This is a genomic window from Paenibacillus luteus, from assembly GCF_006542765.1.
GTDB classification, from domain to species: Bacteria; Bacillota; Bacilli; order Paenibacillales; family Paenibacillaceae; genus Pristimantibacillus; species Pristimantibacillus luteus.
Genome location: NZ_SKCD01000012.1, coordinates 24,568 through 37,505, shown reverse-complemented (window position 1 = coordinate 37,505; position 12,938 = coordinate 24,568). Strand labels below are relative to the sequence as shown.

Below are 12,938 nucleotides of genomic sequence, written 5' to 3'. Positions count from 1 at the left end.
AAGAACGAATGACGCTTAATTTCTAAGTCTAACCAATACATTGACGGAAGAGGGATTCATAATGAGCAAAAGCGTAGCAGGCAAGCTTGGCAAAGGCATTACTCCACAACAATTTATCGATGGCATGACGAAAAATAAAGAAGCTTTTATCGATTGGTCGGAGAAATTTGTATGGACGGACGAATCCGATAAAGAATATTTCGAATCGCTCAATAATCGCGATGATCTTCGCGTGCTGATTTTGATGGCGGATTGGTGCGGGGACGTTGTCCGCAATATTCCTGTCGTATTCAAAGCGCTTGAGAACAGCGGCATTCCTACGGAAGTGCTGATTATGGAAGAGCATCTCGATACGATGGATGAATTTCTGACGATGGGCGGACGTTCCGTGCCGGTTGTCATCTTTGCCGATACAGGCGGTGCCGTTCTGGGGCAATGGGGGCCTCGTCCTAGCCATGTGCAAGAAGCGATGATCGCTTTCAAACAAGCGAATCCGGACCGTGAGGCCGCGGATTATCAAGATAATCTTACTGTGACCAGACAAGAGATCGGTCGCCGTTACGGCGAAGGCACGGGTTATCAGTCCGTCATCGTGAAAGAGCTTCGCACCTTGCTGGAGTCTTTTTAAGAAAGCGATGAGTATGAACATGAAAATAGAAACCTTTACATTAGGGCCTTTGCAAACGAATGCTTACTTGATTAGCGTGACGGAATCGGCTTCCTCGGAAGGCGGACAGCCTGTGGAGCGTGCTATCGTTATTGATCCGGGCATGAATCCGAGAAAACTGCTTGAGCGGCTGGAAGGCGTCAAGGTGGAGGCGATCTTGCTGACTCATGCGCATTTCGACCATATGGGCGGGGTGGATGAGCTGCGCAAGGCCGCTGGCTGCCCGGTATACATACATGACCTGGAAGCGGATTGGCTGACCGATCCGCGCAAGAACGGTTCGATGCGATGGCAGGACGTTACGCCACCGCTATCAACGGATCCAGCGGAATACGCGCTTGCGGAAGGACAGACCTTAAAGCTGCTTGGCTTAAACTTCCGTGTCATGCATACGCCGGGGCATTCGCCTGGAAGCATCAGCCTCCTTTGCGGGAACCATTTATTCTCCGGCGATGTGCTGTTCAAAATGTCTGTTGGCCGGACAGACCTGCCTGGCGGGCGCGAGCGCGATCTATATGATTCCATTCGACTGAAGCTGTACAAGCTAAACCCAGATGTCATTGTATACCCGGGGCACGGCGGACGGACAACGATTGGCTTCGAGATGGCAAACAACCCGTATACGGGAGCATGAGGTTTAAGGAAGGGGCATGACGTTTGGCGGATACAAAGGCAAAACAATGGATAGACGAAGCAGAAGAAGGCACGGGCAAAGCGAAGCTGACGGATGAGCAGAAAGCGGCCGAGAGCCAGCGAATCATGAATGGCATTGCCGCGCAGTTGTCCATTCCCATTTCAAAAGTGAAATCAGCGGTCAGCTTGCTGGATGAAGGCAATACGATTCCGTTTATTGCAAGGTACCGCAAGGAAATGACGGGCGAGCTCGATGAGAACGACCTAAGGTCGATCGAAGAGAAGCTGCAATATATGCGTAACCTTGAGGAGCGAAAGCGCGAGGTTGTCCGCCTGATCGATGAACAAGGCAAGCTAACCGAGGAGCTGCGCAAAGCAATCAACCAGTCGGTTAAGCTGCAGGAAATTGAGGATTTGTACCGGCCTTACCGGCAAAAAAGGAAAACCCGGGCTAGCGTAGCAAAGGAAAGAGGACTGGAGCCATTAGCTGTGTGGCTGTGGTCGCAGCCCCGAATCGCTGATCCGCTTGCGGAAGCATCACGTTACGTGAATGAAGAGAAGGGCGTTCCGACCGCACAGGATGCACTGAATGGAGCTATGGATATCCTTGCGGAAAATATCGCGGATGATGCGTCGATACGTGCGTGGGTGCGTAAATTCACGTTCGATCAGGCGCTGATCAAAACCGATGCGAAAAACGCCGCCGAGGAATCGGTTTATGAAATGTACTACAGCTACCAGGAGCCGGTTCGCAAGCTGCCGCCACACCGGGTGCTGGCCATTAACCGGGGGGAGCGCGAAGAAGTGCTGCGCGTAAACTTTGATGTGCCCGCTGAGCGTATCCACGAGCATATCCAGCGCAAGCTGCTTCGAAATGGGACGGCCCAGTCCGTTCGTGATATTCTTGTTGCGGTTATGGAGGATTCCTATAAACGGTTGATTTCGCCTTCTATTGAGCGTGAGGTGCGAGGCGAGCTGACGGAAAAAGCAGAAGAGCATGCGATTTCGATTTTCTCAGAGAATCTTCGCAATTTGCTGCTGCAGCCGCCGGTCAGAGGAAATATCGTGCTTGGTGTCGATCCGGCTTTCCGGACGGGCTGCAAGCTGGCGGTTATTGATGATATCGGCAAGCTGCTTGAAGTAGCGGTATCGTATCCAACGCCGCCAAACAACAAGGTAGCCGAAGCTGAGAAGCTGATTAACGGATTGATTGACAAGTATAAGGTCGAGCTGATCGTTATCGGAAATGGTACCGCTTCTCGGGAAACCGAGCAGTTTATCGCAACCCTGATAGGCAAGCGCAAAGCCGCCTCTGCGGGCGGCGCGGAGCTGAAGTACATTATTGTCAACGAAGCGGGCGCAAGCGTCTATTCGGCCTCCAAGCTTGCTCAGGAAGAGTTTCCGGAGCTTGACGTGGCGGAGCGCAGCGCAGTGTCGATAGCACGCAGGCTTCAGGACCCGCTCGCTGAGCTCGTGAAAATCGAACCAAAGGCTATTGGCGTTGGGCAATACCAGCATGACGTCAGCCAGAAACGGCTGGATGAGTCGCTTGGCGGGGTGGTCGAATCGGCGGTTAACCATGTCGGTGTCGATGTGAATACCGCCTCTGCCTCGTTGCTGTCCTATGTGGCGGGCATTAATGGAACGATCGCCAAAAACATCGTCAAATACCGCGATGAGAACGGCCGCTTTGCCAAGCGCACGCAGCTTCAGAAAGTACCGCGCCTTGGCGCCAAGTCCTATGAGCAGTGCATCGGCTTTCTGCGTATCGTAGAGCCTGTCAATCCGCTCGACAGCACGCCGATTCATCCGGAGTCCTATGATGTTGTAGACAAGCTGTTTAAAGAGCTGGGGCTTACCCTGAAGCAGCTTGGTACGGACGAGCTGAAGACGAAGCTGACAGAGCTGAACGTGGAACAGACGGCTTCTACGCTTGACGTTGGCGTGCCTACACTTCGTGATATTATGGATAGCTTGCTTCGTCCGGGTCGTGATCCGCGTGAAGAACTTCCTCCGCCGATTTTCCACACGGATGTTCTGAATATCGAAGATTTAAAGCCGGGCATGGAACTGCATGGCACGGTTCGCAACGTAATTGATTTTGGCGCTTTCGTCGATATCGGCATCAAAAACGATGGGCTCGTTCACATTTCCCAGCTAAGCGACAAATTCGTCAAGCGTCCGATGGACGTCGTGTCAGTTGGCGATACGGTGACAGTATGGGTTCTGAGCGTGGATGAGAAAAAAGGACGCGTAAGCTTAACGATGCGCAAGCCAGTATAGACAAGACCAGATAAAGGGTTTGCCTGCCAAAGGCAAGCCCTTTATACTTAATCTAGAAGCATGGGCATCGCCAACTACCCTGCAAAAGGAGTGAGATGACTATGAAAACAGACAGGGCTTCAAGCACGGCACACCCCAAATGGTTTGGGCTGGCACTGCAGGCGCTTGTGATCTTATCGCGCAAATCGGAGATTTACCCCAGCGCTGCCATCGCCGACTGTTTAAAGTCAGAGGCAACGCAGCTGCGCAAAGTACTTGCGAAGCTGGCGGCAGCGCAGCTGATTGAAACGAAGGAAGGCCGCGACGGCGGATACCGGCTGAAGCGGGCTCCAGAATCGCTTACCCTGGCCGAGGTGTATTTGGCTCTCAAAGTCGGAGAACCGCTCTGCAGCGGCATGCTGGATACCGTATGCACGAAGGATTCGGGTTTGCGCATGCAATCGGCGTTTGTTGATATCGCAAATGAAATTGAAGAGAAGACGATCGAAACGCTCAAGCAGCATACGATTGCCCAGCTTGCGGAAAGAACGTGGACTTACCGTCCTTGATAGGCATAAAAAATAACAAAGTTAGTCAATTGACAAACGCATATTCGCGACCTTATACTGTGTATATAAATGATACAGTTAATTGCGCTGTTAACTGTGCAGCTAAAAACACAGTATTATTTTTCAGCTATACTGAGTAAAATGATGCACAGACAAGAAGAAATGGCTTGCCGTCCTCTGCAAGAGAATGGTATCCGTTTCTCGTAGAAATATAAGGTTGCTTTATGATGTAAAACATATACAGTCTTATATTTTTAAAAATATCCTTTGGAGGGAAACCCAATGTCTAACACTCAAATTGATTCACAAGTAAGCGTTCAAACAAATGAAAATGCTCAGCCTGCTTTTTTCACCGTGCTTGACGAGCGCCGCTCCGTTCGCAAATACGATAGCAATGTTGTCATTTCAGATGAGGAGATCCGTGAAATTTTGGAGATCGCCACAAAAGCACCTTCAGGCTCTAACATGCAGCCTTGGCGCTTTCTAGTCATTACTGATCCTGAGCTTAAACAAAAGCTGCTTCCTATCGCATTTAATCAACAGCAAGTAGTGGAAGCTTCTGCAATCATAGTCGTTCTAGGCGATTTGGAAATGTACACACTGTCTGAGAAAATTTACGGCGCTGCTGCTAAAGCCGGTTATATGACAGAAGAAGTCGCTAATACCTTTATTACTAATTCCACTAACATGTATTCAAGCCTTCCAGCAGAGCGCTTGAGGGATATCGTAGTCTTCGATACGGGCCTGATTGCCATGCAGCTCATGCTTACAGCGCGCGCTAAAGGCTACGATACCGTTCCTATGGGCGGCTACAACAAGGAGCAACTGAAAGAGCTGTTCAACATTTCGGAGCGTTATGTGCCAACCCTGGTGCTGCCAATCGGTAAAGCAGCAGCTGCTGGACATCCAACAACTCGTCTGCCGCTTGAGGACATTACTTCTTTCAATGAATTTAAAGCTTAATCGTGCAGGATTGCGTATAAAATAACAAAACCGGCCCCGCGGTTAGGCGGAGGCCGGTTTTTGTTGTACCAATATAAGTAGTTATGCGCTTTGCATAGATAACTTCGCTTATATTTGCCGCAAGAAGTACTGCTCTTTTAATCAAAGTGACGTAAACTTGCGGTTATGTGATCCGATCGGAATCGATCATTGGAAATCGGTACCGCTGATTTGTTCCTTCGGACTTTGTTTATTGCGATAAAAATACCAGCAGTCGTTCAGAAGCTTGATTTGTCTGCGATCTTTCTTTTGAAATGCGCGCATGAGTTGATTGCACAGCCACTGTGGCATACGCATCGTCCTCCTCCCAGGGGCTGACTTGTTGTAATACTACAATATGGGGGAGGGCGATTGACCGTGCAGGTCCACTCTAAATGCTCTGTTCTTCTTCGTACTCTTCGTACCACTGCTCAAGCTGTGCTTGAAGCGCGCGAATTTCGGTCAAAAGCGAGATCAGAGGGTACGCTTTTTCTTTTACCGCTGCAAAATCCTGTTCCAGGCTGTTAATGTAATCAAGGCCAGAAACAATGGCGATGCTGGTATCATGCAATTCCACATCGTTGCATTCCGCTACAGCATAAGGCAGATTAGGAATATGTTCTGCGGTGAGCTTGTCAATTTCTTTATGGAGCCGCAGGTTGAGCGCGCTAAGCTGATAAGCGTGCGAAGCGGGCATTTCAACGAAAAAAATGCTGTCATTTTGTTTCAGTAAGACATAGCGCATAGTTGCCATAATCGTGTTTGGTCTCCCCTCGGTATGTTACCGTCCGTCATTTGCCGATATTTCATCGATTTAATAATTCCTACTTGACAGTGTAGCGTATCGCAGCTTTAAAATTCAAGTAGTTGGGGGAGAATAATCAATGAACAATGAGGCTTTGCAGCAATGGGTTGAACGCATTTCAATGACTTTCTTCGGTCGGCCTTTTTTGCATCATGCGACTTTCAACAGCCGATTGAAAGCGACAGGCGGACGTTATTTTACGCGTTCGCATCATATTGAGATTAGTCCGCATCAGCTTACTGTGTTTGGTCCAGAGGAAACGGAAAAAATTATCAAGCATGAGCTATGCCATTATCATTTGCATATTATGAAGCGGGGATACCAGCACCGAGATGCTGATTTCAAGCAGCTGCTTGCCCATGTTGGAGGTTCACGCTATTGCCAGTCGCTTCCTGAACGCGCACAGCGCAAGCAGCAGCCGTTTCGGTACAAGCTGATCTGCCGCAATTGCAGCATGGAATATTTGCGTAAACGGAAGGTAGATCCGGCCAAATATGTGTGTGGAAAATGCCGCGGAAAATTATTGTTGAAATCGATTGACAATGAAAGTTCCACATGATATATTATTACTTGTCACTTTTACTTTTCCCTGATAGCTCAGTTGGTAGAGCACTCGACTGTTAATCGAGTTGTCACAGGTTCGAGTCCTGTTCGGGGAGCCAGATTTGGAGAGATACCCAAGTGGCTCAAGGGGACCCTCTGCTAAGGGGTTAGACTGCGTAAGTGGTGCGAGGGTTCGAATCCCTCTCTCTCCGCCACATTTTTTCTCACAAGTGTTTGTAACGGGAAGACCGTTCATCCGGTCTTTTTTATTTGCCACTCAAGGTTGCAGGGCAGTGAGAAGCGATGAATGATGTAACACATACGGCCCGTTGGTCAAGTGGTTAAGACACCTCCCTTTCACGGAGGTAACAGGGGTTCGAGTCCCCTACGGGTCACCATTTATGCTTAAAGTGTACGGGCTCTTAATGAGATCGGATACTGCCACAGCGAGAGCCATTAGCTCAGTTGGTAGAGCACCTGACTTTTAATCAGGGTGTCGAAGGTTCGAGTCCTTCATGGCTCACCATTTGTTTTATACGAATGGAAGCGAAGGATAATTAACTTATAAATGTGCGGTAGTGGTGGAACGGCAGACACGCTATCTTGAGGGGGTAGTGTCCCATGGACGTGCAGGTTCAAATCCTGTCTACCGCACCATAACTTACTCTTAGCCGATGCGTATAGGTGAACTTAGAAGGTGTCATTCTGAATGCACTTTTCTGATAGATGATGCCACTTTATATTCAGATCATAAAATCTGACTAGAGAGTGGTTTTTTCGTTATAAGTTACTCGAACCGTCTGAACAGATGCATCATTAGAGAAGAGGAGCTGTAAATATGAAAATCAACTTAAACTTTACGAACAAAGGACAAGCGGCCATTGGGAAATTTAACAACGAGGAATTGCTTGAGATTTTTGGTCGTTACAGCAACACTTTAATGAAGAAATATTCAATCGAGGTAACGGTGCCTGCTGAGGGTAACGAAGCAATCATCGAAAAAGGCGTATTGTCCGTTTACGTCGACAAAATCGAGTGTGACGTTGAAACTTTCTTTAAAGAGCTTGGCAGAGATGTTAAGGTGCCTTTGAAAAAAAGATTAACGCCCGAAGACAAGCTCGATAACGTATTTAAAGCTGAAACAATCGGATAAGCAGGGCGGCTTGCCGCTTTGATTATTTTCGAAAAAATGCTTGTACTTTTGCTGAGAAGCTGATATAATCATTTTTGTTGTCTCAGGTAGACATCCTTATCATGTAGCAAACGGCCCGTTGGTCAAGTGGTTAAGACACCTCCCTTTCACGGAGGTAACAGGGGTTCGAGTCCCCTACGGGTCACCATTATCCTCAATGTGTACCAGCTCTAATGAGCTCGACCACGTCACAGTGAGAGCCATTAGCTCAGTTGGTAGAGCACCTGACTTTTAATCAGGGTGTCGAAGGTTCGAGTCCTTCATGGCTCACCATTTTCTTTGATCCTCAAAGCGAATGGAATGAAGGCAAGCATTAACTTCAAATGTGCGGTAGTGGTGGAACGGCAGACACGCTATCTTGAGGGGGTAGTGTCCCATGGACGTGCAGGTTCAAATCCTGTCTACCGCACCAATAATAATAAACTCAACGACCCTTGCGAAAGGGTCGTTTTTTAGTTGCGTCTGGTAATATTATTATCCCTGACAGTGGACAGAGAAGCAGCTCCTTTACGGAGTCCAATAAAGGAAGGAGATATCGTCGACCATCCATTTGTCCTGAATATATTTTAAAATGATCCTACGTTTAAGGTGGTTTGGTAGCGTTACGAGGAGGGGCTTTACGTATTGAGCGGGAGGAAGCTTTGTTATTTATGCTCAGTTGATTATCTTTCGCTGCCGATATATATTAAAATAAATGGAGGTGTACGCATGGCAGGGGTTCATAGCAACTTAAAAGAATTGATGAGGGAGAAGGATCCCACCTTATCAATTAGGCAGCTTGCCAAAGAGATCGACTATCATTTTGATTCTGTGCGTAAAATGTACAAGGATGAGATGGTACAATATCCGCGGGATTTAATATGGCGGCTTTGTAAGTATTTTGACGTTAGCCCTGGGCAGTTTATCGTAGTGAAATTCGAGGAAGAAACAGATAAATAAAAAGGAACCCTGTACATGGCGTATAGGGTTCCTTTGCTATTAATAGACGAATTAAGCGGGAATGACGATTTCTTCGGCGCTTGCTTGCGCGATCTTCACAAGCATTGAGCCAGCATCAGACAATACTTCAATGCCTTCATGGAAAGTAAGATCGGATACATGCAGCTGATCACCGATTTTAAGCCTGCTAATATCGACCTCGAAAGAACTAAGCAGGTTATTAGGCATGCAGCGAACCTCAACCTCGTACATTTCTACCTGAAGCGTACCGCCTTCTTTGACGCCAACCGGCTCACCGGAGAAATGAATCGTTACTTTTGAATCCATACTCTCATTCATATTCAATTGATAGAAATCAACATGGACAATTTTATTGCTAAGCGGATCTCTTTGTATATTTTGAATCAACACAGGCTTGTTCCCTTGCTCGGGAATTGCTGCATTTAGGATGGCGCGCGGATTGTGCTTGATCACGGAAATGATTGCTTTTTCCCCGACGATCACTGAGATGCTGCCGATGTCCTTGCCATATACAATGGCTGGTACCTGGCCTTGCTTTCTCAGCAGATTGATTTGAGATTTTGATAGATTAGCCCGTTCGGTTAACTGGATGGTTTTGCTCATCATTTGTAGCCTCCTCATCGAATGGGGTACGGTAAATCTGACAATAAAAAAAGACTGATTAGCACTAGAATGTGTAATCAGCCCGCTAACGACCATATTTTCTTGTCATATGTTAATTTTATCACAAGTTCGCCTAATGTCAAATGGAGGCAGCTTACGTCGCGTTGACAAGAAAATATGGTCGTGTTAAGGTTGGAGCAGCAGATAGGAGCGGAACGGCAGCAACGGTGGAAGATAACAGCCGCATACAAATCCTTTGGAAGCGGTACGAAGCCAATCACATATAGACCGAACGAGAAATAAAGACATCTTTATTTCTTTTTTTTATGGATTATTGTAATAAAATATAAAAAAATGGGAGTGATTTCTTTGAAGAAGATCATGAAAAAACGCAATATCGCATTTTTGGGCACGAGTCTGCCGAGGGAATGCGGCTTGGCTACCTTTTCACAGGATCTTATGAATGAGCTCGACTGTTTGCAAGACTTTAATACGCCAAGAATGATCGCGGTCAATAATAACAAGGCATATGCCTATGGCAATCAAGTCATGGTTCAAATCGATCAGTTCAACCAGGCGGATTACGGCAAAGCAGCGTTAGAAATCAACCTATCAAATATTGAATTGCTTGTCATACAGCATGAGTTCGGTATCTATGGCGGCGAAAGCGGCGAATACGTGCTGGATCTGGCAGAGAAGCTGACCGTTCCGTTTATCGTCATTTTTCACACGGTATTAGCCGAGCCTAGCCCTAAACAGCGATACATCATGAAGCAGCTTGCCGATTTGAGCTATAAAGCGGTCACGATGGTGCAAAACAAAATACAGGATCTGAATGAAATCTATGCTATCGATCGCGAGAAAATCGAAATGTTCCACCATGGCGTCCCTTTGGTCCAAACCGCATCACGGAGCGATCTGAAAGCACGTTATGGCTATACGGACCGGGCAATTCTTTCGACATTTGGTTTTTTAAGCCCTGGCAAAGGAATCGAATATGCCATTCAAGCGATGAGTGGCGTCGTTGCGAAGCATCCGGAGGCGCTGTACATCATTTGGGGCAAAACCCATCCCGTCGTCAAGCAAGAGGTCGGTGAAGTATACCGCACGAAGCTAACTGAGCTGGTAACGAGTCTGGGCCTTGAGCGTAATGTTGCTTTTGTCGATAAGCATCTTACACAGGAGGAAGTCGTTCAATCGTTAGTCTTATCCGATATATATATGACACCTTACCTTGGGAAGGATCAGGCGGTTAGCGGAACGCTGGCTTATGGAATCGGCTATGGCCGAGTCATTATTTCGACCCCGTACCGGTATGCGGTAGAGATGCTGGCCGACGGCCGAGGATTGCTTGCGGAATTCCATGATTCGGCTTCTTTGGAGAAGCATATCCTGAACATTTTAGATCACCCCGAGCTAAAGGAGGATATGGAGCGAAAAACCTTGGAGCTGGGAAGCACGATGATGTGGAATGAGGTAGCCAAGTCGTATGCTGCACTCTTCCGTGAGACAATGGCTGCCAGCTACGTGCGGAAAGGGAGTGCGGTTTAATGGTCAAAACGATCGCTAGACCGTTGCTAACCGGCTATTTAAATAGGCTGACCGATGATACGGGGATTTTCCAGCATACGAAATTCGGGATTCCAGACCGGTCGAAGGGCTACACGTCGGATGATAATGCAAGAGCGCTCATTGCAGCCGTGCTGCTGTACAAAAACAGGAAAGATGCGGAAAGCCTAAGGCTGATCCAAATCTACTTATCCTTTATCTATCATGCCCAAAATGAAGATGGAAGCTTTCGCAATTTTATGGAATATAATCGGGTCTTTCTTGAAACAAAGGGATCGGAGGATTGCCAAGGCCGCTGCTTATGGGCGCTTGGTTTTGCGCTAGCGGAGCCTTCCATACCGGATAATTTGCAAAATACATGCCGGTATATGATCAATCAGGCTCTGCCGCATATCACCGCATTAAGCTCACCGCGGGCAATGGCCTATACGGTTATTGGATTAACCGCGATGTTGGGGGAGCCGGATGTACTGGGCTATAAGTTCCCTTACGCCAGCAAGGAAGCGGCTGACCCGGATTTTCTGCCAAGAGCAGGAATCATTTCGGCAGTCAGTGAGCTAGCCATGAGGCTGCATGTGCAATATGAAGGGAATAAGGGAGAGGAATGGTACTGGTTTGAGGATAGCATGACGTACGGAAACGCGATGCTGCCGTGGGCGCTTCTCAAAGCCTCGCACTACTCCAATAGGACAGAATTTAGGGAAACAGCGAAGGGAAGCCTTGATTTTCTTGTTGCAAAGACGTTTGCGAAAGAAGGGGATTTTAAACCGGCGGGAAGCCACGGCTGGCTGATAAGAGGCGGTGAAGCGGCGTTATACGACGAACAGCCGATAGAGGCTTGTGAAATGCTGCTTGCTTGCATGGAAGCCTATCATACGCTAGGCAGCACCCATTATCGCAATCTAGCGACTGCTTGCTATGAATGGTTCCACGGACGCAATTCGCTGAATCAATCGTTAATTGATGCGGAATCAGGTGGCTGCTATGATGGCATTCATGCGATGGGCCTTAATTTAAACCAAGGCTCCGAGAATATTGTTTCCTACTGCATGGCTCATTTGGTGATGCATCATGAATAAGTTTGCGACGATTCTTGCGGGAGGCGGAGGTACCCGTTTCTGGCCGCTTTCCCGTCAGGAGCTGCCGAAGCAGCTGATTAACATTAGCGGGAATGATATTATGCTGAACGATACGATTGAACGTTTTAATGGCGTAATTCCGATGGAGAATACGATTGTCGTGACCAATCGGACCCAAGCGGTGCTGCTAGAGAGCATTATGCACAAGAGCGTGCAGCATGCCAATATTCTAGTAGAACCGGTTGCCAAAAATACGGCCGCGAGCATTTTGCTGGCAGCTTTGTTTATAGAGAAAAATCACGGAGATTCACTCATGGTCGTTTTCCCCTCTGATCATCACATTACGGAAGAAGAGAAATTCAAGAAAACGTTGGATGATGCTTGCCGCATTGCGATGGATACGGATAAAATCGTAACGATCGGCATCAAACCGACCTTTCCATCTACCGGCTACGGCTATATCTCCTGCAAAAATGATCCGATTCTCGCGAACCCCTGTCAAGTGTATGAAGTAGCTGAGTTTGTAGAAAAGCCTAGCTTTATTAAAGCGCAATCCTATTTGCAATCGGGCCACTATTTATGGAACAGCGGCATGTTTATTTGGAAGACCTCATGCATTATCGAAAATTTCAAAAGATTTTTGCCGAGGCTTTTCAAAACGATGCTTCCCCTGATTGAATATATAGGCACGGATGGGGAAGAGGATAAGATGAATGAAATCTATCCTTTGCTGCAAAACATTTCGATTGACTACGGGATTTTGGAGCGCTGCGACGAGATCGTTGTCATTGAAGGCGATTTTGGCTGGAATGATATTGGGAGCTGGGATGCGCTTGGCGCGATCTTCCCTCCGGATGAATACGGCAATATCGTCAAAGCGAGCTACGTTGGAATCGAAACGCGCAATTCCATTATTTACGGACAAGAGCGGTTAATAACGACTATCGGGATCGATGGCCTCATTATTGCGGATACTAAGGACGCGCTGTTAATTTGTGCCAAGGACAAGGCGCAGGACGTAAAGGAAATCGTCAAATTGCTTAAGGAAAAGGGCATGCAGGAATACGCATAAGAG

The 12,938-nt window shown here is 47.5% G+C and carries 14 protein-coding genes and 8 tRNA genes; 19 read left to right on the top strand and 3 right to left on the bottom strand.

The genetic code is table 11. The annotated features are described in order from the left end of the window. Positions 1–61 precede the first annotated feature (61 nt). From E0496_RS11615 to E0496_RS11595, 5 genes are all read left to right on the top strand, one after another. Positions 62–628: a thioredoxin family protein gene (locus E0496_RS11615; protein ID WP_141501860.1), complete on the top strand. Its 567-nt coding sequence runs from the start codon at positions 62–64 to the stop codon at positions 626–628. 13 nt (positions 629–641) lie between these two features. Further along, positions 642–1,301, top strand: coding sequence for an MBL fold metallo-hydrolase (locus E0496_RS11610; RefSeq protein WP_338325846.1), 660 nt, complete (start codon positions 642–644; stop codon positions 1,299–1,301). 23 nt (positions 1,302–1,324) lie between these two features. Continuing rightward, positions 1,325–3,583 carry a Tex family protein gene (locus E0496_RS11605; RefSeq protein ID WP_421923697.1) on the top strand — a complete coding sequence of 753 codons (2,259 nt, stop codon included), beginning with the start codon at positions 1,325–1,327 and terminating at the stop codon, positions 3,581–3,583. 101 nt (positions 3,584–3,684) lie between these two features. Then, entirely contained in the window at positions 3,685–4,131 is a 447-nt protein-coding gene (locus E0496_RS11600; RefSeq protein WP_175598047.1) for an RrF2 family transcriptional regulator, read from the top strand. 282 nt (positions 4,132–4,413) lie between these two features. Next, a complete protein-coding gene (locus tag E0496_RS11595) occupies positions 4,414–5,094 on the top strand; it encodes a nitroreductase family protein (RefSeq protein WP_141501858.1) in 681 nt (226 codons plus the stop codon). 186 nt (positions 5,095–5,280) lie between these two features. Here E0496_RS11595 and cmpA read toward each other — a convergent pair whose 3' ends face one another. Both cmpA and E0496_RS11585 read right to left on the bottom strand, forming a co-directional pair. After that, positions 5,281–5,424: a cortex morphogenetic protein CmpA gene (gene cmpA, locus E0496_RS11590; protein WP_141501941.1), complete on the bottom strand. Its 144-nt coding sequence runs from the start codon at positions 5,422–5,424 to the stop codon at positions 5,281–5,283. Positions 5,425–5,503: 79 nt separating this feature from the next. After that, complete coding sequence (locus E0496_RS11585) at positions 5,504–5,866, bottom strand: hydrolase/acyltransferase (RefSeq protein WP_141501857.1); 363 nt, start codon at positions 5,864–5,866, stop codon at positions 5,504–5,506. 130 nt (positions 5,867–5,996) lie between these two features. On the opposite strand from E0496_RS11585, the gene E0496_RS11580 reads away from it, so the two are divergent. The 11 genes from E0496_RS11580 to E0496_RS11530 all read left to right on the top strand — a co-directional run bounded on the left by E0496_RS11580 (position 5,997) and on the right by E0496_RS11530 (position 8,591). After that, positions 5,997–6,476, top strand: coding sequence for a SprT family protein (locus E0496_RS11580; RefSeq protein ID WP_141501855.1), 480 nt, complete (start codon positions 5,997–5,999; stop codon positions 6,474–6,476). A 27-nt stretch (positions 6,477–6,503) separates the two neighbouring features. Continuing rightward, a tRNA-Asn gene (locus tag E0496_RS11575) sits at positions 6,504–6,579 on the top strand. A gap of 5 nt (positions 6,580–6,584) precedes the next feature. Continuing rightward, positions 6,585–6,675 (top strand) — tRNA-Ser (locus tag E0496_RS11570). Positions 6,676–6,783: 108 nt separating this feature from the next. Beyond that, positions 6,784–6,858, top strand: a tRNA-Glu gene (locus E0496_RS11565). A 52-nt stretch (positions 6,859–6,910) separates the two neighbouring features. After that, positions 6,911–6,986: transfer RNA gene (locus tag E0496_RS11560), tRNA-Lys, on the top strand. A gap of 46 nt (positions 6,987–7,032) precedes the next feature. Further along, positions 7,033–7,117: transfer RNA gene (locus E0496_RS11555), tRNA-Leu, on the top strand. A 181-nt stretch (positions 7,118–7,298) separates the two neighbouring features. After that, the gene (locus tag E0496_RS11550; protein WP_139996005.1) at positions 7,299–7,613 is read left to right on the top strand and encodes a hypothetical protein; all 315 of its coding nucleotides are present in this window, start codon (positions 7,299–7,301) and stop codon (positions 7,611–7,613) included. Positions 7,614–7,725: 112 nt separating this feature from the next. Next, positions 7,726–7,800 (top strand) — tRNA-Glu (locus E0496_RS11545). Between the two features lie 49 nt (positions 7,801–7,849). Beyond that, a tRNA-Lys gene (locus E0496_RS11540) sits at positions 7,850–7,925 on the top strand. 54 nt (positions 7,926–7,979) lie between these two features. Continuing rightward, a tRNA-Leu gene (locus E0496_RS11535) sits at positions 7,980–8,064 on the top strand. A gap of 296 nt (positions 8,065–8,360) precedes the next feature. Beyond that, positions 8,361–8,591 (top strand): helix-turn-helix domain-containing protein, encoded by a 231-nt coding sequence (locus E0496_RS11530; RefSeq protein ID WP_141501854.1) that lies wholly within the window; start codon positions 8,361–8,363, stop codon positions 8,589–8,591. A gap of 51 nt (positions 8,592–8,642) precedes the next feature. Here the strand turns inward: E0496_RS11530 and E0496_RS11525 are convergent, their stop codons facing one another. Beyond that, the gene (locus E0496_RS11525; RefSeq protein WP_206669751.1) at positions 8,643–9,215 is read right to left on the bottom strand and encodes a 50S ribosomal protein L25; all 573 of its coding nucleotides are present in this window, start codon (positions 9,213–9,215) and stop codon (positions 8,643–8,645) included. Positions 9,216–9,596: 381 nt separating this feature from the next. Here E0496_RS11525 and E0496_RS11520 point away from each other — a divergent pair, with 381 nt between their 5' ends. Genes E0496_RS11520 through E0496_RS11510 form a run of 3 tightly spaced genes read left to right on the top strand, consistent with a single transcriptional unit; the run spans position 9,597 to position 12,935 of the window. Beyond that, complete coding sequence (locus E0496_RS11520; protein WP_206669750.1) at positions 9,597–10,766, top strand: glycosyltransferase family 4 protein; 1,170 nt, start codon at positions 9,597–9,599, stop codon at positions 10,764–10,766. Next, positions 10,766–11,863 carry a glycosyltransferase gene (locus tag E0496_RS11515; protein ID WP_141501847.1) on the top strand — a complete coding sequence of 366 codons (1,098 nt, stop codon included), beginning with the start codon at positions 10,766–10,768 and terminating at the stop codon, positions 11,861–11,863. Before E0496_RS11520 ends, E0496_RS11515 begins: the two co-directional genes overlap by 1 nt. Then, on the top strand, positions 11,856–12,935 hold the full coding sequence (locus tag E0496_RS11510; RefSeq protein WP_141501845.1) for a mannose-1-phosphate guanylyltransferase: 1,080 nt from the start codon (positions 11,856–11,858) through the stop codon (positions 12,933–12,935). Before E0496_RS11515 ends, E0496_RS11510 begins: the two co-directional genes overlap by 8 nt. Positions 12,936–12,938: the final 3 nt, after the last annotated feature.